This window comes from Nocardia rhamnosiphila NBRC 108938 (genome assembly GCF_000720425.1).
Taxonomy (GTDB): Bacteria; Actinomycetota; Actinomycetes; order Mycobacteriales; family Mycobacteriaceae; genus Nocardia; species Nocardia rhamnosiphila.
Genome location: NZ_JOAJ01000002.1, coordinates 1 through 18,923, shown reverse-complemented (window position 1 = coordinate 18,923; position 18,923 = coordinate 1). Strand labels below are relative to the sequence as shown.

At 68.7% G+C, this 18,923-nt stretch carries 19 protein-coding genes; 4 read left to right on the top strand and 15 right to left on the bottom strand.

What is annotated here, in order from left to right:
• Positions 1–24: 24 nt before the first annotated feature.
• From IG75_RS0108945 to IG75_RS0108920, 6 genes are all read right to left on the bottom strand, one after another.
• Positions 25–861, bottom strand: coding sequence for an alpha/beta fold hydrolase (locus tag IG75_RS0108945; protein WP_051714422.1), 837 nt, complete (start codon positions 859–861; stop codon positions 25–27).
• Between the two features lie 101 nt (positions 862–962).
• Complete coding sequence (locus tag IG75_RS0108940) at positions 963–2,000, bottom strand: hypothetical protein (RefSeq protein WP_081876763.1); 1,038 nt, start codon at positions 1,998–2,000, stop codon at positions 963–965.
• Between the two features lie 161 nt (positions 2,001–2,161).
• A complete protein-coding gene (locus IG75_RS37260; RefSeq protein WP_245713391.1) occupies positions 2,162–2,317 on the bottom strand; it encodes a hypothetical protein in 156 nt (51 codons plus the stop codon).
• Between the two features lie 332 nt (positions 2,318–2,649).
• Positions 2,650–2,985, bottom strand: coding sequence for a DUF1801 domain-containing protein (locus IG75_RS0108930; RefSeq protein ID WP_030520711.1), 336 nt, complete (start codon positions 2,983–2,985; stop codon positions 2,650–2,652).
• A gap of 48 nt (positions 2,986–3,033) precedes the next feature.
• On the bottom strand, positions 3,034–3,870 hold the full coding sequence (locus tag IG75_RS0108925) for an SRPBCC family protein (RefSeq protein WP_030520710.1): 837 nt from the start codon (positions 3,868–3,870) through the stop codon (positions 3,034–3,036).
• Positions 3,867–4,424 (bottom strand): transcriptional regulator, encoded by a 558-nt coding sequence (locus IG75_RS0108920; RefSeq protein WP_030520709.1) that lies wholly within the window; start codon positions 4,422–4,424, stop codon positions 3,867–3,869. The genes IG75_RS0108925 and IG75_RS0108920 overlap by 4 nt, the downstream gene beginning before the upstream one ends.
• Before the next feature lie 426 nt (positions 4,425–4,850).
• Between IG75_RS0108920 and IG75_RS0108910 the strand changes: the two genes are divergently transcribed.
• Positions 4,851–5,885, top strand: coding sequence for a phosphotransferase family protein (locus IG75_RS0108910; RefSeq protein ID WP_030520708.1), 1,035 nt, complete (start codon positions 4,851–4,853; stop codon positions 5,883–5,885).
• A gap of 392 nt (positions 5,886–6,277) precedes the next feature.
• Here the strand turns inward: IG75_RS0108910 and IG75_RS0108905 are convergent, their stop codons facing one another.
• Together IG75_RS0108905 and IG75_RS0108900 are read right to left on the bottom strand one after the other, a co-directional pair.
• Positions 6,278–7,129: a TetR-type transcription factor C-terminal domain-containing protein gene (locus tag IG75_RS0108905; protein ID WP_051714421.1), complete on the bottom strand. Its 852-nt coding sequence runs from the start codon at positions 7,127–7,129 to the stop codon at positions 6,278–6,280.
• 202 nt (positions 7,130–7,331) lie between these two features.
• Positions 7,332–7,913 carry a TetR/AcrR family transcriptional regulator gene (locus IG75_RS0108900; RefSeq protein WP_030520706.1) on the bottom strand — a complete coding sequence of 194 codons (582 nt, stop codon included), beginning with the start codon at positions 7,911–7,913 and terminating at the stop codon, positions 7,332–7,334.
• Between the two features lie 99 nt (positions 7,914–8,012).
• Between IG75_RS0108900 and IG75_RS0108895 the strand changes: the two genes are divergently transcribed.
• Positions 8,013–9,152, top strand: a complete 1,140-nt coding sequence (locus IG75_RS0108895; protein WP_030520705.1) for an acyl-CoA dehydrogenase family protein — start codon at positions 8,013–8,015, stop codon at positions 9,150–9,152.
• Between the two features lie 85 nt (positions 9,153–9,237).
• Here IG75_RS0108895 and IG75_RS0108890 read toward each other — a convergent pair whose 3' ends face one another.
• From IG75_RS0108890 to IG75_RS0108870, 5 genes are all read right to left on the bottom strand, one after another.
• Positions 9,238–10,017 carry an enoyl-CoA hydratase/isomerase family protein gene (locus IG75_RS0108890; protein WP_030520704.1) on the bottom strand — a complete coding sequence of 260 codons (780 nt, stop codon included), beginning with the start codon at positions 10,015–10,017 and terminating at the stop codon, positions 9,238–9,240.
• Between the two features lie 14 nt (positions 10,018–10,031).
• Positions 10,032–11,405, bottom strand: coding sequence for an MFS transporter (locus IG75_RS0108885; protein ID WP_030520703.1), 1,374 nt, complete (start codon positions 11,403–11,405; stop codon positions 10,032–10,034).
• A 68-nt stretch (positions 11,406–11,473) separates the two neighbouring features.
• Positions 11,474–12,499, bottom strand: a complete 1,026-nt coding sequence (locus tag IG75_RS0108880) for an acyl-CoA dehydrogenase family protein (protein ID WP_030520702.1) — start codon at positions 12,497–12,499, stop codon at positions 11,474–11,476.
• Entirely contained in the window at positions 12,499–13,650 is a 1,152-nt protein-coding gene (locus IG75_RS0108875) for an acyl-CoA dehydrogenase family protein (protein WP_030520701.1), read from the bottom strand. Before IG75_RS0108875 ends, IG75_RS0108880 begins: the two co-directional genes overlap by 1 nt.
• A 13-nt stretch (positions 13,651–13,663) precedes the next feature.
• Positions 13,664–14,887: a CaiB/BaiF CoA transferase family protein gene (locus tag IG75_RS0108870; RefSeq protein ID WP_030520700.1), complete on the bottom strand. Its 1,224-nt coding sequence runs from the start codon at positions 14,885–14,887 to the stop codon at positions 13,664–13,666.
• 140 nt (positions 14,888–15,027) lie between these two features.
• Here IG75_RS0108870 and IG75_RS0108865 point away from each other — a divergent pair, with 140 nt between their 5' ends.
• Together IG75_RS0108865 and IG75_RS0108860 are read left to right on the top strand one after the other, a co-directional pair.
• Entirely contained in the window at positions 15,028–15,771 is a 744-nt protein-coding gene (locus IG75_RS0108865) for an IclR family transcriptional regulator (protein WP_030520699.1), read from the top strand.
• Between the two features lie 31 nt (positions 15,772–15,802).
• Entirely contained in the window at positions 15,803–16,627 is an 825-nt protein-coding gene (locus tag IG75_RS0108860) for an alpha/beta fold hydrolase (protein ID WP_051714502.1), read from the top strand.
• A gap of 69 nt (positions 16,628–16,696) precedes the next feature.
• On the opposite strand, the gene IG75_RS0108855 is transcribed toward IG75_RS0108860, so the two are convergent.
• Positions 16,697–18,232, bottom strand: coding sequence for an ATP-dependent DNA ligase (locus IG75_RS0108855; RefSeq protein ID WP_030520697.1), 1,536 nt, complete (start codon positions 18,230–18,232; stop codon positions 16,697–16,699).
• Positions 18,233–18,280: 48 nt separating this feature from the next.
• A complete protein-coding gene (locus tag IG75_RS0108850; RefSeq protein WP_063916146.1) occupies positions 18,281–18,802 on the bottom strand; it encodes a DUF1360 domain-containing protein in 522 nt (173 codons plus the stop codon).
• Between the last annotated feature and the right edge of the window lie 121 nt (positions 18,803–18,923).

Below are 18,923 nucleotides of genomic sequence, written 5' to 3'. Positions count from 1 at the left end.
TGAATCGGCAGACCGGGGCTGCCATCATCCGTGTCGAGCCCCGTGCGGCACGGTCCGGGTGCGTGGTAGGAAGCCGAGGAATTCCGTTACGGCCGCCGCCATCGCTCGCGGCGCATCGTCGTGGATCCAGTGCCCGGCGCCGGCGATTTCGACCAGGCTGGTGCCGGGCCTTCGGGTGGCCATCGCCGTGGCCAGCGGCGCCGGCAGCATCGGGCTGTTCGCGCCGCGCAGTACCAGTGCCGGGCAGGTCGAGCCGAGCCAGTCCGACCACCAGTCGCCGACGCCACTGGTCTGCACGGCCATCATGTCCTCCCAGTCGAACAGGAAGCGACGCCCGCCGTCGGGCGCGTCGACCACGCTCTGCAGGAAGTAGCTCGGATCGGGGACGCCGCGTGCGCGCAGAGCGTCCGCCAGGTCGGCGTCGGTGCGGGCCGTGGCGGGCCACCCTCGGACCGGTAGCACGGGGTGCGCGACCTCCGGCTCACGCACGACCGGTCCGATATCTTCGATGATCAAGGCCGACACCAGGTCGGGATACCGGGCGGCGAGTTGATAGGCGGTGATACCGCCGCGGGAGTGCCCGAGTACGACGGCCGGGCCGAGGTCGAGCCGTTCGAGTAGACGGGCTGCGTCGGCAACGAAATCCGCGCAGGTGTAGGTGTCGGCGCGGTCGCTGTGCCCGTGGCCGCGCTGATCGGGGGCGATGAGGCGGACCGTGCCCCGCAGTTCGTGTGCGATCGCGGAGAAGATCTCGCCGCGACCGAAACTGCCGTGCAGCGCCAGCGCGGGCGGGGCGCTGCCACCGAAGTCCGTGTAGGAGAGCTGGATTCCGCCGACTGTCACCGACTGCTGAACACGCATGCGCGGATGCTGCCATCCGATCGGTCGCGATGCGAACGATTTCCGTCGTCGTGCCCCCCGGCCGGATCCCGGTGTTCGTGCACTTACGCCGAACGCCGGCACTATCGCGGCGAGTGCGCTGCCCGGGCATCATGGCCGGGTTCGCCTCGGCGGGAGGCTTCGAGCTCCACTCGACCCTGCGCGGTCGCTCGCCGTGAGTTCGGCCCGAGAGGGAGGACCGCGGTGGCGACGAGTGCCGCGGCGCCGAGGGCGATCATCGCATACGGCCACCATGCGCGATCGGCCTTCGTGATTGCCGGTTCCGCCTGCGTCGCGCTGGTGCGAGGCAGTGCGTCGGTGGCCGATCGCACGGTGTCGGAGATCCCGGCGACGACACCGGCGACCGGCCCGACACCGTCGACCAGCTGTCCCGTGCCGCCCGTCAACGCGTGCCCACCGTCGTCGAGCAATACGAGTCCGTCGCGGAGCTGCCGCGACCCGTCGGCCGCCAGGGCCATCCCTGCCACGAACTGGGCATTCGGGTCGGTGAGTTCGTAGGCGAGCCGGCGTGCGCCGTCGCGCAACTGTGCCAGCCGGTCGAGAGTCGCCGGGCCCAGCCCCTGGGTGTTCAGTGTCTCCACGAGCGTGCGGAGCTGCGCGGCGGTGGCCCGGGACGCCGGGTCCGGTGATCCGCCGAGGGTGTCGGCGATGGTGGCGAGCTGCGCTGTCACTCCGCCTTGAAGGCCCCCGAAATCGGCAAGCCGGTCGACGATCTCGTCGACTCCGCCGCTGATCTGGGCCGCGCCGTCACCGAGTAGGGCTACGCCGCCGTCGAGCTGGTCGAGTCCGGTCGCGAGTTGCTCGCCGCCGTCTCGTGCCTGCCGCAGACCGTCGGAGAGTTGATGGGCTCCGTCGTCGAGTTGGTGGCTGCCGTCGGTGAGTTGTCCGACGCCGGCATCGAGCATCGCCAACGGCAATCCGGCCTGCTGCAGAGTGCGCCGCGCCGCGCCGACGCCGCCGTGCGGGTCGTCGGACCGACCGGTCGGCCGGCCTACGGTCGCCGTCGTCTCCGGAGCGCCGGAGTAGGCGAAGGTGGAGCCGGTCGCGATCAGGATCAGGCCGACCGCCGCGACGGATATCGTGACAACAGGTGAACGCACGATCGCCGACGTTAACGTTCGTCATTGTGAGTTCTCTGAGGCCGGCGGTATTCGCCTACTTGCCGAACGAAGAACTACGTGCGACCGGCGTCACAGTGGCCGCGCTGCTGCCCGATGCGCTCTCCGGTGTCCGCGGTGAGCACCGGGTGGGCGCCGGAGCCTTACGTGAGATGGTCGAATTCGCCGGATACCCAGCGTATATGGCGGTCGGCGGCGAGGCCGACGATCTGCTTCGCGTCGTGATCGATGGTGTCGCCGCCCAGGGTATACAGACGATCGTAGGAGTAGGGGGCGAGGCGGGCGATGATGCGTTGCACCACTGCCGCCGACAGCGGTATATGGCGGGGATAGTTCCGCTGGAACGATACCCAGCCGGGTACCAGGGCGCCGGCGCATTCGTGCGGACCCGGCCGGGCGTACCCGGAGGCGCCGCGCCGAATGGGAGCACAGCCTTGCCGGGTCCTCGTGTTCGGGCTGCGGGGACACCGATCAGCCGTCGAAGTCGTCCTGCACATGCCTGGGTGGATCGATGGGCCGTCCCGCCTGTCCGGCGCGGAGGTATGCGGTGGTGCGGCGCCGTCTGGGGCGAGCGACCAGGATACGGTCGCAACGCCCGCGACGCCGAACCCGCCGCATCCGAGTCGAACACTCAGGTTGTCGCGGTCAGTAGGTCGGCCAGCCGGCGGTAGTCGACTTCCTGGCCTTCGGTGAAGGTCGCGGCCTTGCGTTCACCGTTGCCCAGCGAGCGCAGGAATCCCTTCTCCTCGGGAATGTCGGCGGCGTTGAAAACCATGAACGACACCTTGTCCTTCGCGACGGCGATCACGGCCACATGATTGCCGTCGATGAGGTAGTGCGGTTTGCCGTACTGCAGGCGTTCTTCGACGCCGGGCAGGGTGTCGAAGACGAGCCGGCGCAGCTTCTCGCACAGTGTTGCCTGCCACGGCTGTGTTTTGGTGATGTACTGGGTGACTTTGTCGTCCATGATGTTGTCCTTTGTCGGGTTCTTGTTGTGCTGGAGTGGGTTCGGGGATCAGGATGCCGCGGTGATCGGTGCCCAGTCGCCGATCTCGTGGAAGCGGCGCAGTTCGGCCAGGCCGCTGAGCATGCCGAGCCAGGCGGGATAGGGCGGATTGTTCTGGTCGAAGCCGCTCGACACCAGGGTGAGGCGGGTTCTGCCGTCGGAACCGGCGAGTTCCCAGGTGCTGATACCGCCCGGGCCCCAATCGATACCGACGCGTTCGTCGGGTACCAGCTCGACGAGGTGCGCGGGGTGCGGGTCGGCATCGAGACCGCCCATGGCGAACCGGCCGTCGACATGCGGTTCGATCTCGACCGGGTAGCCGAACCACTGCGACACCTTCTCCGAGGAGATCAGCGAGTCGTAGACCGCCGCCGGCGCGGCATCGATCTCGACGGTCGCGCTCAGTTCGGCTCCGGTGAAGTCACCGCGGGGGGTGAGCGGGCGACCGTCGAGGTAGTCGACCAGATTGGCCAGCGACAACGCCCAGAACGATTGGAGAACGCCGCGAATACTCGCGCCGGTGATGATGTCGTTGAAGTCGAAATGACTCTGCGTGACGGTGATCCGTGTTTCGTCGTTCTCCACACCCACCGATATCTCGGTGGTGGTCCACACGCCGTCGAGCAGCCAGGACAAACGGATGGATCTATCGGTGCAGTCGACGACCTTCTGATGGGGCGCATCGCCTTCCGGAATGGAAGGCCCCCAGAAGTCGTATCGCCGCGGCAGGTCGATATCGGCCTTCTCGGCGAACCATGTCGTCACCGCCTGCGGGTCGGTGAGTGCCTCGAACGCGGCGGCGGGCGAGGCGCCGGTTCGGACGCTGATGATAAGAGGTTCGGTCATGATCGATCCTTCTCGAAGGGGTAGCAGGCGACGGCGAGTTTGAAGGATTCGCCGTCGCTGCCGCCGTATTTGGTGAACAGTGTTTGCAGGGCGGTCTGTAGATCTGTGAGGAATTCGGCGCGCTGGTCCGGGTGTAGCGCGATCTGCCCGGAGATCCCCAGCGACGGCAGATCCGGGTGGGTCAGGTCGATATCCGCCACATCTCGCTGCACCTCCTCGGTGAGGTCGAGGAGATGTCCCAGGCTCATCGCGTCGCTCGACCGGCGCGTGCCGATATGCCCGACGAGTCGGGGCGAGAGCCAGTAGGAGCGGCCGGCCGCCTGATACACGCCTTCCCGCAGATTGCGCACCGTGCGCTCGGCGATCTGCCGGACCAGACCGTGCTCCACCAGTCGTTTGACGTGGTAGTTGACCCGCTGCGGGGATCGGTCGAGCAGCCGGGCCACATCGGCACAGGTTGCGGGCTCGGCCAGGGCACGCACGATCTCGATCCGCTGCGGTTTGAGCAGTACCTCCGCTTGCTCGACCGAGTCGAGATAGACAACTTCCCTCACAAAAAAAGATTTTTACATACAAATCGAGCTTTGTGAAGTGTCGGCTGCCGACTTGGGCATTCCCCCAACCCGCGTCTGCGCCGGCAGTAGTCAGACGCTTTGCGGGCAGAGCGCGAGGTTCGGTACAAGTACCCGCGCTCGGTGGTCGTGCTGGACGAACTGCGCGGCAGTGCCGGTCCGACGGACATTCGCGTAGTCGGCGCCGTCATAAGCTGAAAACAGCCGATCAATCGATCGGCAGAATGATGGACCGGTCGGCACCCCCTCCATCCGGCTGGCCTACCCGGAGTGACGCGAGGCGCTAATTCGCCGGTAGTTGCGTAATTTCGAAGGCTTCTGCGCTTGACATCCGCCCGTGCTTTCGGCCAAGCTGCCGATATCGATGTTCAGATCTACCGTTCGATCGGTTGGTTCGGAGGTTTGCTGATGCCGGAGGCGGTGACACCACCGGGAGTGGTGACTGCTGCGCTCGAGTCGTTTCTCCGGGCGGAGTGCCCGGGAATGGTGAACGGCCCCTTGCGTGTCGATCTTTTGTCGGGCGGGCGGTCGAACCTGACCTACCTGCTCACCGACGGCCACGAGCGCTGGGTACTGCGCCGGCCGCCGCTGGGCCATGTGCTGGCCACCGCGCACGACATGGGCCGGGAATACCGGCTGCTCAGCGCGTTGTATCCGACGGATGTGCCGGTTCCGCGCCCGCTGGTCGCCGCCGGACCCGGCGTACTGGACGCGCCCTTCTACATCATGGACTTCGCGGACGGGGAGATCCTCCGCGAGCGCGCGCGGCTGGAGGCGTTCGCCGATCGGGCCCCAGCGGCGGCCCGAAGCCTGGTCGAGGTGCTGGTCCGGCTGCACCGGCTCGACCCGGAGACCGTGCGTCTGGGCGATCTCGGACGTCCCGTCGGCTACCTGGAACGACAGGTCCGCCGCTGGGGTCGGCAATTGGCTGCCTCGCACAGCAGAGACCTGCCCGATCTCGTGGCGCTCGGCGACCGGCTGGGCCGGGCGTTGCCCGGGAAGCAGCGCGCGAGCATCGTCCACGGTGACTATCGCCTCGACAATGTGGTCATCGATCCGGACAGCGCGAGCGTGACCGGTGTCCTGGACTGGGAGATGGCAACGCTCGGTGACCCGTTGACCGATCTCGCCTCGATGGCGATCTGGTGGGACGGGATCAGCGGTCTGGACAGTCCGGTCGCCGCGGTGCCCGGAGATGTTCCCGGTTTCCCCGCGGGCGAGGTCCTGGTCGAGGAGTACGCGCGCGAGACCGGTTGGGATCTGGACGAATTCGCCTGGTATCTGGGCTTCGCCTACTACAAGGTCGCAGTGATCTTCGAAGGCATCCACTACCGCGCCCGGCAGGGGCTGACCGTCGGCGAAGGGTTCGACCGCCTCGGCGGCATGGTCCCCGATCTGGTCGAACGCGGTCACGCGGCCCTCGACGCGCCGGGTCCGCCATGATCACGCGGCCGGGCTCCGGGTGGGGGTGAGCGGCACGGCGGCGGAAGGCTATCGCGCGGTGTACGACTCCGCGCGTCGTGGGCGAACCTCGCGGGTGCCGGGGGCCGGTGCTTCGGCCGCCGGCGCCGCGTGGTCACGCGTGTCGGGAAGCTGTGCGTGGGCCCCGCCCGCGCTGCCTGCCTCCTCCGTCGCCGACAGCATTACGTGCATTACGCTGTCAGGCGGGCATATTCGGGCTGGTGGCGCTCAGGGCCGGCCGAAACCGGAGGATGCGTTCGCGTAGCTCGCGGGCATGCGGTGTGGGAGCGGGAAGCTCGTATACGACCATGAACGCCTCCTAACAAGACCGATCGATTGATCGGTCGCACCAAAGGTTCAGCCTGCGGGCCGCGTCAACGCCGCACTCGCACCAGGTCCGCCGCGAACTCGGTGTACTGCCGGGCGGTCGTTTCCGGCGACATTCCACCCGAGGGTGACCACCACTGTGGCAGCGCCGTGCAGAGGGTGACGATCGCGCGCGCCGCCTCGCGTGGGACCGGGGTGTCCATCAGGCCCCGTCGGCAGCCCTCGACGACTTCGTCGTCCACCATGTCCTGGACGTCGCGGCGGGCGCGGACGATCCGCGACCGGTGTGGCTCCTCCAGGCTGCGCATCTCGCTGGCCCCGAGGAAACCCAGTTCGCGGCGGTAGGTGTGGAACAGCGCGAGACATTCGACGAGAAGGGTCAGCCGGTTCATGGGGCCGTCGCCCTCGGCGCGGGCGGCGCGGCAGCGCTGCTGCAGGTCGGCCATGGTCAGATCCAGGAGGGCGATGAGCAGATCCTGTTTGGTCGGCCAGTGGTGGTAGATCCCGGCGACGGAGAGGTCGGCGCGCTCCGCGACATCGCGGATGGTGGCCCCGTGGTATCCGAGTTCTACGAAAGCCTCCAGCGCGCCGTGCAGTGGAGCGGGCAGATGGAGGGACGGGAAGTCACGCCACCACGTGGCGTCGTCGCTCCCGGGTGCCAGGGAGTACAACAGGTCGTCGCGGTCGACGCCGAACAGCCGGGCGGCCGCGGTGAGCCGTTCCTCGGTGATCCTGGTCAGGCCGTTCTCGGTCGCGCTCCAAGTGCCCACGCTGACACCGACGGCGGCCGCGACCTCCCGGATGGTGAGTCGCTTGCGTTTCCTGGCTTCGCGGAGGCGGTGGCCCAGCGCTTCGCGGTCCTCGCCGATGCTGCGCTCGTCCTGGATCCGCTCTGTCAAGCCCGTGCTCCTTCCTCGGGACGAGGTCTCCTCGTGTATGTGCCGACCGGCCCGCGGAGGCGACCTGCGACGTTCAACCTACCGCTCGTCCGCTCGGTCCGGGGTGCTGTGGCGGTACCCGCGTCCGGCCCGGTGGCGGCCGGCCACACGGCTCGGGTCGGCCGGCTCGGTCCGGTAGGCGGAATCGGGCGCGGCGACGAAACTACCGGGCGCTGATGCCGTGGGTGAGGATGGCGGCCAGTTCGCGGTAGGCGGCGGCGTCGTCGAGTCCGGTGTGGCCGCGGACGCCCCCCTGCTGGATGCGCACCATCATGGTGGCGGCCAGGTCGGCGGCGAACGCGGCGTGCACGCCGCGGAATTCCCCGGTGGCGACGCCGTCGTCGATGAGCTCCTGGACACGGCGGGCGGCGATGCGGGTATTGCGTTCGTAGACCTCGCGGGCGGGGGCGAAGGCGTCGAGGTCGGTCATGAACCGGTCCGATGCGGCAGAGAGGGCCCCGCCGACCGCGGTGAGGTAGGCGGCGATGCGCTCCAGGGAACCGGTGGTCGCGGACACCTCGGCTTCGACGGTTTCCGTGGCGCGTTTGAAGAAATGCACGGTGGCCGCGCTGACCAGCTGTTCCTTGCTGCCGGCGAGGGTGTAGAGCGTGGATTTGGAGCATCTGAGCCGTGCCGCGATGGCGTCGAGCGTGAGGTGGGCGAAGCCTTCGGCGAGGAACAACCCGACCAACTCGTCGAACAGTTCGGTGCGGCGGGGGGTCGCGAAGGTCGAGCGCTGCTCCATACAGGGAATAGTACTGCGAAGCTTCTTGCAGTACTGATTGTGGAACAGTACTGTGGCAGGGAGCAAAGTACTGCCCTGCGTACCATCGGAGGATTCCCTGTGGCTGTCGATCGACTTCTGCCCACCGACGAGGCGCGGGATCTCATCCGGCTGACCCGCGATGTGGCCGATAAGGTGCTGGCCCCGATCGTCGACGAACACGAGAAGGCCGAGAGCTATCCGGAAGGCGTATTCGCCACGCTGGGTGAGGCGGGGTTGCTGAGCCTGCCGTACCCGGAGGAGTGGGGTGGGGGTGGCCAGCCGTACGAGGTGTATCTGCAGGTGCTGGAGGAGATCGCCGCGCGTTGGGCCGCGGTCGCGGTGGCGGTGAGCGTGCACAGTCTGGCCTGTTACCCGCTGATGGAGTTCGGTAGCGCGGAGCAGCAGCGGCGGTGGCTGCCGGAGATGCTGGGCGGCGGCACGGTCGGCGCCTACAGTCTGTCCGAGCCGCAGGCGGGTTCGGATGCCGCCGCGCTGACCTGTAAGGCCACCGCGGTCGAGGGCGGATACCGGGTCGACGGTGCCAAGGCGTGGATCACCCACGGTGGTATCGCCGATTTCTACAACGTGTTCGCGCGGACCGGTGAGGGGTCGAAGGGTATCTCGTGTTTCCTGGTTCCGAAGGACACCGACGGGCTGAGCTTCGGTAAACCGGAGGAGAAGATGGGTCTGCACGCGGTGCCGACCACCTCCGCGCATTACGACGAGGCCTTCGTACCCGCCGAACGCCGGATCGGCGCGGAGGGCCAGGGCCTGCAGATCGCGTTCAGCGCCTTGGATTCCGGCCGGTTGGGGATCGCCGCGGTCGCGGTCGGGCTGGCCCAGGCCGCGCTGGACGAGGCGGTGGCCTACGCGCAGGAGCGGACGGCATTCGGCCGCAGGATCATCGATCATCAGGGGCTGGGTTTCCTGCTGGCCGATATGGCCGCCGCGGTGGATTCGGCGCGCGCGACCTATCTCGATGCCGCCCGCCGCCGCGACGCCGGACTGCCGTATTCGCGTCAGGCCTCGGTGGCCAAACTGGTCGCCACCGATGCGGCGATGAAGGTCACCACCGACGCGGTGCAGGTGCTCGGTGGTTACGGCTACACCCGGGATTTCCGGGTCGAGCGCTATATGCGGGAGGCGAAGATCACCCAGATCTTCGAGGGCACCAACCAGATCCAGCGCCTGGTCATCAGCCGCCACCTCGCCGGCTGACCGGGCCCTCGAAACTTTCGCCACCGACGTCGTGACCGCGGCCGAGGAGTTCATGGCAGGGTGGTGGAGTTCCGGCCCGGCCGGTTCATTCACCGAGGAAACGCGGGGTGCGTTTTTCCCGGAACGCCGCGATCGCCTCGGCGGAGTCCCGGGTGGATTGGACGACGGCCTGTTCGGCGGCGACCATCGCGAGCGAGGTCGCGAAATCGACTCGTTCGCCGTGGCGGACGAGGCGTTTGATGGCGCGGATCGCCACCGGCGGGCCGTCGGCCAGGCGGCGGCACAGCGCGAGAGCGGCCTCGGCCAGTTCCGCCGGGTCGTGCAGGGACAGCACCAGTCCGAGCTCGAGGGCTTCCTCGGCCTCGACGAAGCGCCCGGTCCACAGCAGTTCGAGCGCACGGGCCTGTCCGACGATCCGCGGCAGCAGATGAGCGCCACCGTCGCCGGGAATCAGACCTACTCGCACATAGGCTTCGGAGAATCGGGCCCGGCTGGACGCCAGCCGGATATCGCAGGCCAGCGCCATGTCCATACCGGCGCCGACCGCCACCCCGTCGACCGCGGCGATCAGCGGTTTGTCCAGGTCGAGGGCGGCCGCGGCGACCCGGTGCACTCGGTCCCGCAGCACTTCCTGGCGTCCCAGGGTGGAGGTGATCTCGGCGAAGTCGTCGAGATCGACACCGGCGCAGAAGGCGCTGTCGGCACCGGTCACCAGGACCACCCGCACCTCCGGGTCGGTCCGCGCCGAACGCAGCGCTTCGGCCCAGTGATCGAGCATTTCCAGGGTGAAGGCGTTCTTGCGGTGCGGGCGGTTGAGCAGAATGGTGGCGATGCCGTCGGTGATCGTGTACTCGAGGTCGGCCATGGCTGGTCCTTTGTCTAGATACGGGTGTCGAGCCGGTCGGCGCCGCGGGTGGCAGCCGGGGCGGCGGGGGCGCTGCCCACCAGGTTCACGTCACGGGTTTCGCGCATGAACACGTAGGTCAGCAGGGAGATCGCGGCGCAGACCGAGACGTAGACGAAGAAGTAGCTCTCGTGTCCGGCGTCGCGCAGCGCGAGGGCGAGATAGGAGGCGGTGCCGCCGAATACGGCCTGGGCGACGTTGTAGGGGATCGCGACCCCGACGGTGCGCACCTCGGTGGGGAACAGTTCGGCTTTGACCACCGCGTTGACCGAGGAGTAGCCGGCGACGAAGGTCAGGCCCAGCAGGGTGTAGAGCAGGCACCACAGCCAGGTGGGTGACTGCTGCATACCCTGCAGGATCGGGTAGGTGAACACGGTGGTGCCGAGACCGAAGAAGATGAGCACGGGCCGGCGGCCGATGCGGTCGGAGATATAGCCGCCCAGCGGCAGCAGGAACAGGAAGACCACCAGGGCGAGGAAGTTGATCTGGGCGGCGTCCTCTTTGGGTAGGCCGACGCTGTTGACCAGATAGCTGGTGAGGTAGGTCGTGTAGGTGTAGTAGGCGACGGAACCGCCGAGGGTGAGGGTGAGGACCAGGAACGCGGCCCGGCGATGTTTCCATACTTCGGCCAGGGTGCCGCGGCGGCCCCGGACGTCGTCCTGCTCGACCGCCGCGTAGGCCTCGGTCTCGTGCATACCGCGGCGGAGATAGAACACCGCGACGGCCGCGACCGCGCCGAGGACGAACGGGATACGCCAGCCCCAGGAGTCCAGTTGCTGTTCGGTGAGCAGGAACTGCAGAACGATCAGCAGCAGCACCCCGGCGATCTGGCCCAGGGTGACCGACACATATTGGAAACTGCCACCGAGTCCCCGCCAGCCCTTCTTGGACATCTCGGTGAGATAGGCCGCGGAGGTGGCGTATTCACCACCGACCGACAGACCCTGCAGGATGCGGGCGACGACGAGCATGCCGGCGCCGAGGTAGCCGGCCGTGTCGAAACCGGGCGCGACGGCGATGAGCAGCGCGCTGAACGACATCATCGTGACGGTGATCGTGAGGCCCGCCTTGCGGCCCTGCCGGTCGGAGAGCCGGCCGAGCAGCCAGCCGCCCAAGGGCCGGGCAAGGAATCCGACGGCGAAAATCGCGGCGGTATTGAGCAATTGGGCGGTGGCATCGCCCTTGGGGAAGAACTGGCCGGCGAAGTAGATCGCGAAGGTGGTGTAGACGAACCAGTCGAACCATTCGATCATATTGCCGATGGAGCCGGCGAAGACCGATTTGATGTAGTAGCCGCGGGTTCTGGGATCGGCGACGTCGTCGGCGCCGAGGGAGGGTGTGGCCGGCATGGCGGACTCCTCGGGGATCAGGTGTTGGCGAAGCAGTGCTCGTAGCACGGGGATGAAGCAGGCAGGGGTCAGGAGGTGATGAGCGCCCAGAGGTCCGGTCCGGCGGTGAGCGCGGTGGTGGTGAGGGCGTCGTCCCAGAAGTGGACGGAGCCGTATTCCGCGCGCCAGGCCAGGGCGGGCCGGGTGAATTCGTGCAGCCGGTGTTCCCTGGTGGTGCCGATGGCGCCGTGCACCTGGTGGGCATTGCGCACCACGACCGAGGCCGCGTGCCCGGCGCAGGAGCGGGCGACGGCGATCCGGAATTCGGCCTCGGCGCCGGACCAACCGGTGCGCACGGCGGTGGCGAGCGCGGCTTCGGTGGCGGCGCGGGCCAGGGTGGCTTCGGCCGCGATATCGGCGACCAGCTGCTGGACGGCCTGGAACCGGGCGAGCGGACGTCCGAACTGCACCCGCTGGGTCGCGTGGGTGGTGGTGAGATCGAGAATACGATCCAGGACGGCGCAGACCTGCAGGCCCCGGACCAGAGCCGCGCGCAGCCGCACGCCGTCGACGACGCTGTCCGGTACCGGTGTTCCGGACAGCCGGGCCGGGTCGGCGGTGACCGTATCCCGTGGTTCACCGGCGAGATTGGTACCCGCTTCGATCGTCAGTGCCGAAATCTCCGCGTCGGCGGCTCGGAAGATCCCGTCCTGCTGCCACAGCACGACGATTCGCTCGGCGGCACTCGCCCACGGCACCCCGTGCGCGGTCCCCGAGTCGTCGAGCAGGCATACCGTGCGGCGCGCGGAATCGACGGGCAGACCGGCGGACTCCAGCAACCAGCAGGCCAGCAAATCGTGTTCGGCGAGCGGTAACCGGACACCGTGCCAGGCTGCCGCACGGAGGAGTTCGGCCGCCTCGGACCAGCCGGCGCCGCTGCCGCCCGACTCTTCGCGGCCGGTGAGCCGGACGAGACCGAGTTCGGTGAGCTGCTGCCACAGCGGCAGGTCCCAGGCGGCGGCACCGTCCCCGGGCGCGTCCTTTGCCCGGTGGTCCGCGAACACCGCGGACATCATGTCGGCCAGATCCTTGTCGACAGCGGTCGGGGTGTTCATCAGCGCATTCCCAATCCCCGCGCGATAACACCGCGCAGAACCTCGTTGGTGCCGCCACGGAGGGTGAACCCGGGACGTTGGACGACGGCGTGGCCGAGCATCGCGCGGTACTCGGAGCCCACCGGGGTACCGTCCCCGGCCAGGAGGTCGGCGAAATCGGCGATATCTCCCTCGGTGGTGGTGCCGAGGACCTTGACCACGGCCGCGGCGGTGTCCGCGGGCTCGCGGCGTTCCAGGGCGCCCGCTACCGCGGTGGACATCTCGTGCAGGCCGGTGATCCGGGCGAGATAGCGGCCGAGATCGGTATGCCGGGGGAGCGTGCCGGCGGCCATCTGCGCCGCGGTCGCGGTGAGCAGTGGGAAGGTGGACAGGAAGCGTTCCGGGCCGCTGCGCTCGAAGCTCAGTTCGGAGGTCACCTGCTGCCAGCCGTTACCGAGGGTGCCGAACACCCTGTCGTCGGCGACGAAGACCTCCTCGAGGACGACCTCGTTGAAATGGTGCTCGCCGTTCATCGACACGATGGGCCGGATATCGACGCCCGGTGACCGGAGGTCGACGAGGAACTGGCTGAGTCCGTCGTGCCGGTGGGCGGGGTCGACGGGTTCGGTGCGGGCCAGGCAGATGAACGCGTCGGCGCGATGGGCGCCGGAGGTCCACACTTTGGTGCCGGTGATCGACCAGCCCCCGTCGGTGCGCGTCGCCCGGGTGCGCACGCTGGCCAGGTCCGAACCCGAATCCGGTTCGCTCATCCCGATGCCGAAATAGCATTCGCCGCGTGCGATCGCGGGCAGATAGGTGTGCTTCTGTTCCTCGGTGCCGTATTTCAGCAGCGACGGCACGATCTGCCGGTCGGCGATCCAGTGCGCGGCGACGGGTGCGCCGGCGGCCAGCAGTTCCTCGGTGACGACGAAGCGTTCGAGATGGGTGCGGCCGTGACCGCCGTATTCGACGGGCACCGTCATCCCGAGCCACCCGTGTTCGGCGAGTGCGCGGGAGAAGTCCTCGTCCCAGCCGGTGAGCCAGGAGTCGGCGGTGCGGCCGATTCTTCCCTCGGCGTACTGGGCGGCGAGGAATGCGCGCACCTGCGCGCGCAGCGGGGCCGACGCGGTGGGGTCGCCGGCGGCCGGCGGGACGAGCCGGTTCGGTGTCATGGCGTTCATTCCTTCAGGCGGAAGCGGTTTCGGGGGCCGTGGTGGCGACGACACCGGCGTCGGTCAGACCCCGGATCCGCTGTGCGGAATAACCGAGGTCGGCCAGTACCGCGGCGGTGTCGGCGCCGAGCAGCGGAGCGTGCCGTCTCAGCGAGACCGGGGTGCGTGACATGGTGAAAGGGGTCCGCGTGGCGTAGTACTCACCCTCGGTGGGGTGCTCGTATTTGGTGATCAGGGCCTGATCACGCACATAGGAGTTCCGGTGTGCGTCCGCGAGATCGAGCAGATCGGCGGCGGGAATCCCGTGCTCCGCGCAGAAGGCCAGCCATTCGGCCGTGGTGTGCGCGGGCGCCGCCTCGCCGACTGCCGAGAGCAGCTCGCCCATGTGCCGGTGGCGATCGTCGACGGTGGTGTACCGGGGGTTGTCCACCATGTCGGACCGTCCGGCGAAGGCGAAGAAATCGTTCCAGTTCCGCGCCGAGTACGGCATGATGCAGATCCAGCCGTCGGCGGTGCGGTGCGGCACCCGCTCCGGGGTGAGCACCCGCGCCCAGCCGAAATCGCCTGTCGCGGGGGCGAAGGTGTGGCCGCCGAAATGTTCGACGAGGTTGAAGGCGATCATCGAGTCGACCATCGGCACATCGACGGCCTGGCCGAGGCCGGTCGCTTTCTTGGCCATGGCGGCGGCGAGTATCGCGATGACGATGTAGAGGCCGACCACCTTGTCCGCGATCACATAGGGCGCGTAGCGAGGCGTGCCGTCGACCAGTTCATTGAGCTTGGCCGCTCCCGAGGCGGCCTGCACGATGTCGTCGTAGGCGGGCTGATCCCGATACGACGTATCCGAGCCGTAGGCCTGGGCGGTGCACAGGATGAGGCCCGGATTGATCCCGGACAGGCGGTCGTAGGTGAGGCCCAGTTTGTCGCGGGAGCGCGGACGCAGGTTGGTGACCAGCACATCCGCGTCTCGCACCAGGTCGTCGAGGATCCGGCGGCCCGCCGCCGAGGCGAGATCGAGAGCGACGCTGCGCTTGTTGCGCTGCAGGTTCATCGACAGCGCGCTCATACCCTCGTGGCGCCGGGACCCGATTCCGCGGCTCATGTCCCCGTCGAGGTTCTCGATCTTGATCACGTCCGCGCCGAGGTCGGCCAGGGTGACGGTGGCGAACGGACCCATGATCACCGTGGTCAGGTCGATGACCCGGAATCCGGCCAGGGCGTCAGGGGTGAGTGGCATGCGTACTTCTCCTCGCTGTGACGGGCAGCACCCCGTGAACTATGACAGCTCCGCCTGCATTTACGCAATAGAGGAAAGAGCTACGTATATATGTAATATCGTCGGTGGCGTAGATTTCCGCACGAACAGGAAGGGGAGTCATGGCGCAACCGGAAGGCGCTGCGCACGCGCGTGCCCGGACCCGTCATCGCACCGTGGATCGCATTGCCGCGATTCTGGAGAGCGCGGCCCGGACCCGCGGCGGCATCACCTTGAGTGCCCTCGCCAAGGAGCTCGAGGCACCGGTCAGTTCGATACAGTCGCTGGTGAACGGGCTGGTCGCGGCCGGGTATCTCGACGAGCGCGAGCGCCGCTACTCGCTGGGCAGCGCGCCGTATCTGCTCAACCGCCTGGCCGGGCGGCAACCGGTCTCCTCGGTGACGCATGCCGACCTCGACGAGATCCACCGCCGGACCGGTTTGACCACCGTGCTCTCCATCGCCGTCGGCCCGGATATCTTCTATGTCGACTACTGCTCATCGGATCCCCGGTTCGCCTACCTCGCGGAGAACTACGTCCGCCGGTCGCTGCTGCGCACCTCCGGTGGCTGGGTCCTGCTCGCGGGAATGGAAAAACGCGACCTCTGGGCCTATATCCAGGCGCTCCCCGCGGCGGAACAATCTCTCGCGGACCGGTTCTTCGCGCTGCTACCCGATATCCAGCACACCGGGATCTGCGCCGCCCCCGGCGCTTCGGAGCAGGGGGACGGCGTATCCATCGCGGTGCGCGAGAACGGCAGAACGGTCGCCGCCGTCGGGGTGATCGCCTCACGGGAGGTCATCCTCGGCGAGCGAGACAGGCTGGTGGACATTCTCGAGGAACGCGGCCGGGAGTGGTCCTCATGAGGTGCCGGGTGCGAGTCCCGGTGCGGCCGCGATGAGCGAGACCGTCCACACCGCCGCGGCCGGCCCGGTGGCGGTACGTCCCGACGGGACCGCTCTCGTATGCCAGGTGAGCGGACCTGCCACCGCTCCGCCGCTACTGCTCCTCCCGGGCCAGGCCAATTCGCACCGGTGGTGGGACGGCGTCCGGCCCGGCCTCGACCGGAATTTCCGGACGATCACCTTCGACTACCGCGGTACGGGGAACACTCGGGCGGACGACACGGACGCCGCGGCCTGGACCACCCGGCTCTTCGCCGCCGACGCCGCCGCGGTCCTGGACGCGCTGGGCTACCCGTCCGCCCACGTCTATGCCACCTCGATGGGCGGCCGGGTCGCGCAGTGGCTCGCGGCCCGGCATCCGGAGCGTGTGCAACGCCTGGTGTTGGCCTGTACCTCCCCGGGCGGGAGCCTCGCGCGGGAGCGGGGCCCCGAGATCCGCCGTCTGCTCGCCGACCCGGACCCGCGCGGGAGACACACGGTGCTACTCGAACTGATGTACACCCCGGCGTGGCTGGCCGCGCCGCCGCGCCGGTCGACCCTGCTGGGGGATCCGCGCATGAGCGCCCGGGCGGCGCGAGGGCATCTGCGTGCCAGCAACCGGCACGACGCGTCCGCGGTGCTGGGCGAGATCCGCGCGCAGACCCTGGTACTCCACGGCAGCGAGGACCAGATGGTGCCTACTCGGAATGCAGAGCTGCTCGCCGCGGCCGTCCCGGATGCCGCCGTCGAGATCTTTCCCGGTGGCAGGCACGGCTTCTTCGACGAGTTCCCGGCCGTCGGCGACCGTGTCACGGAATTTCTGTTGGTGGGGAGCTGAATCGGTCCGGCCCGGGCAGCCGAGACGACGTGACATCGGCCGGTATTCGAAGCAGCTGCCGCGGGCGGCTCAACCGCCCCGTTCGTAGAGCGCGCGGACAGTGTCGACCGTATCGGCCTCGGCCGGGGATTTGTCGTCGCGGTAGCGCACGACACGGGCGAACCGGAGCGCCAGGCCGCCGGGATAGCGCGTCGACCCCTGCACTCCGTCGAACGCGATCTCGACGACCTGTTCCGGCCGCAATCGCACGACGTAGCCTTCGGTCGAGCCGTCGGCGAGTTCGGTGAAGCGCCTGGTCTGCCACTCCAGCATGGCGTCGGTCATCCCTTTGAAGGTCTTACCCAGCATCACGAACCCGCCGGTGGCCGGATCGCGAGCGCCCAGGTGGATATTGGACAGCATGCCGGTGCGCCGGCCCGAACCCCATTCGACCGCGAGGACCACCAGGTCCACGGTGTGCACGGGTTTGACCTTGAGCCACCCGGCGCCGCGGCGGCCCGCTTCGTACGGCGCCGACGGTGACTTCGCCATCACCCCTTCGTGGCCGGCGGCCAGGGTGCGGTCCAGGAACTGTTGTGCCGCCCCGGGGTCGTCGGTCACCAGGCGGTCGACCCGCTGGGCGCGGGGAACGAGCGCGTCGAGGGCGGCGAGCCTGTCCCGGGTGGGTAGATCGAGGAGGTCTCGGCCGTCGAGATGCAGGAGGTCGAAGAAGAACACCGACAGCGGTTCGAGATCGCCCGGATTTTTGCGGCCGAACCGGGCGGCGGTGACCTGGAAGCGATCCGGCCGCCCATCGGGTCGCAACGCGATGGCCTCGGCATCGGCGATGAGATCGGCGGCGGGAAGCGCGAGTGTGGCCGCGACGACTTCGGGAAGCCGCTCGGTGACCTCGTCGAGGCTGCGGGTATAGATCGAGACCGCCGATCCGGCGCGATGGATCTGCACCCGCGCGCCATCCAGCTTGGCTTCGAGAACGGCGGTGCCGCCGAGTCGTTGGAGGGCGTCGGCAACTCCGGTCGCGGTCTGGGCGAGCATCGGCCCGACCGGCTGCCCCGCGCGTAACCGGAACTCCGCCAGCGCCGGCCGGCCCCCGGTGAGAGCCGCGGCCGCGACGGTGGGCAGCGCGCCGGTCAGCATCGCCGCGCGCCGGACCTCGGCGGCGGGTATTCCGGCGGCTCCGGCGATCGCGTCGGCCATCACTCCGGCCAGCGCGCCCTGACGTAGTTCGCCGCTGAGCAGCCGGCGCAGGAATATCTGCTCGAGGCCGGAGGCCGTCTCGAACAGATCACGCACGAGTTCGGCGCGCACGGTCCGGGCGCCCTTCCCGGCGACCGCACCGATCCGGGTGAACCGCGCGTCGACATCGGCGACCGTGAGCGTCGGCGTCCCGGCAGGGGGTGGCAGCGACCGCAGCGCGGCCCAGCCCACGCCGATCTGGCGCTGCGGCAATTCCCCGGAAAGCCAGGACGCCGTCACCGCGACCAGGTGCGCGTCGCCGTCTGCCGCGGCGCGACTCAACAGCGTGGCGAGACGGTCGGTCTTGGCACGCCGCGCCGACGCCGACGCGATATCGGCGGATGCGGCGGCGACCTCGGCTAGCAGCACGTCGAACAGCCTGGCATGCGGACCGGGCGCGGGCAATCAGCGCGAGCGCTATGCCCGCCCGGGTTCACCGGGGGCGCCGGTCGGGACGATCGCCGGATATTCCCCTTCGGCTATCTGCTGGGCGGTCGCGTACGCGAGGTGCAGGAAGTCGGCGCCGGCCAGTGCCGCCGTCGCCTCGGTCACCAGTCGGGTCGCGCGCGGTGCGAAGACGTGGCCGATGGTCATGGCGGTGATGAGCCAGACATCGAAGCAGAAGGGGCAGGTGAGCAGTTCCCCGATGCTGTGACCGACGCCGTCCTCGGCTCGCGGCTGCTCCATGACCTCCCCGGGACCGCCGTCGCCGGTGGGCCGGGTGAACGGGGCGCGGACGGGAGCGGTGACGGTGCCCTTCGTCATCAGCCGCGACAGCTTGTGTGCGGCAAGAGCTGTGACGACGAGGTCACGGGTACTCATGGAGTCGGGGAGCCGACGGCCGGTGAGACCGCCCAGCAGCGTTACGGCGCCGACCGACCCGGCATAGACCAGGATCGTGGCCGTATAGCCGCTGAGGGGTCGAGGATCGTCGCTCATCGTCCACACTTCCTCTCGCTGTCCTAGGTGTACTGCCCAGGCAGGTTGGTCAACCGGCTGATGGGGGCCTTCCTGCCGATGGCGGTGTGTTGCCGGTGGTGATTGTAGGTGTGGAGCCAGG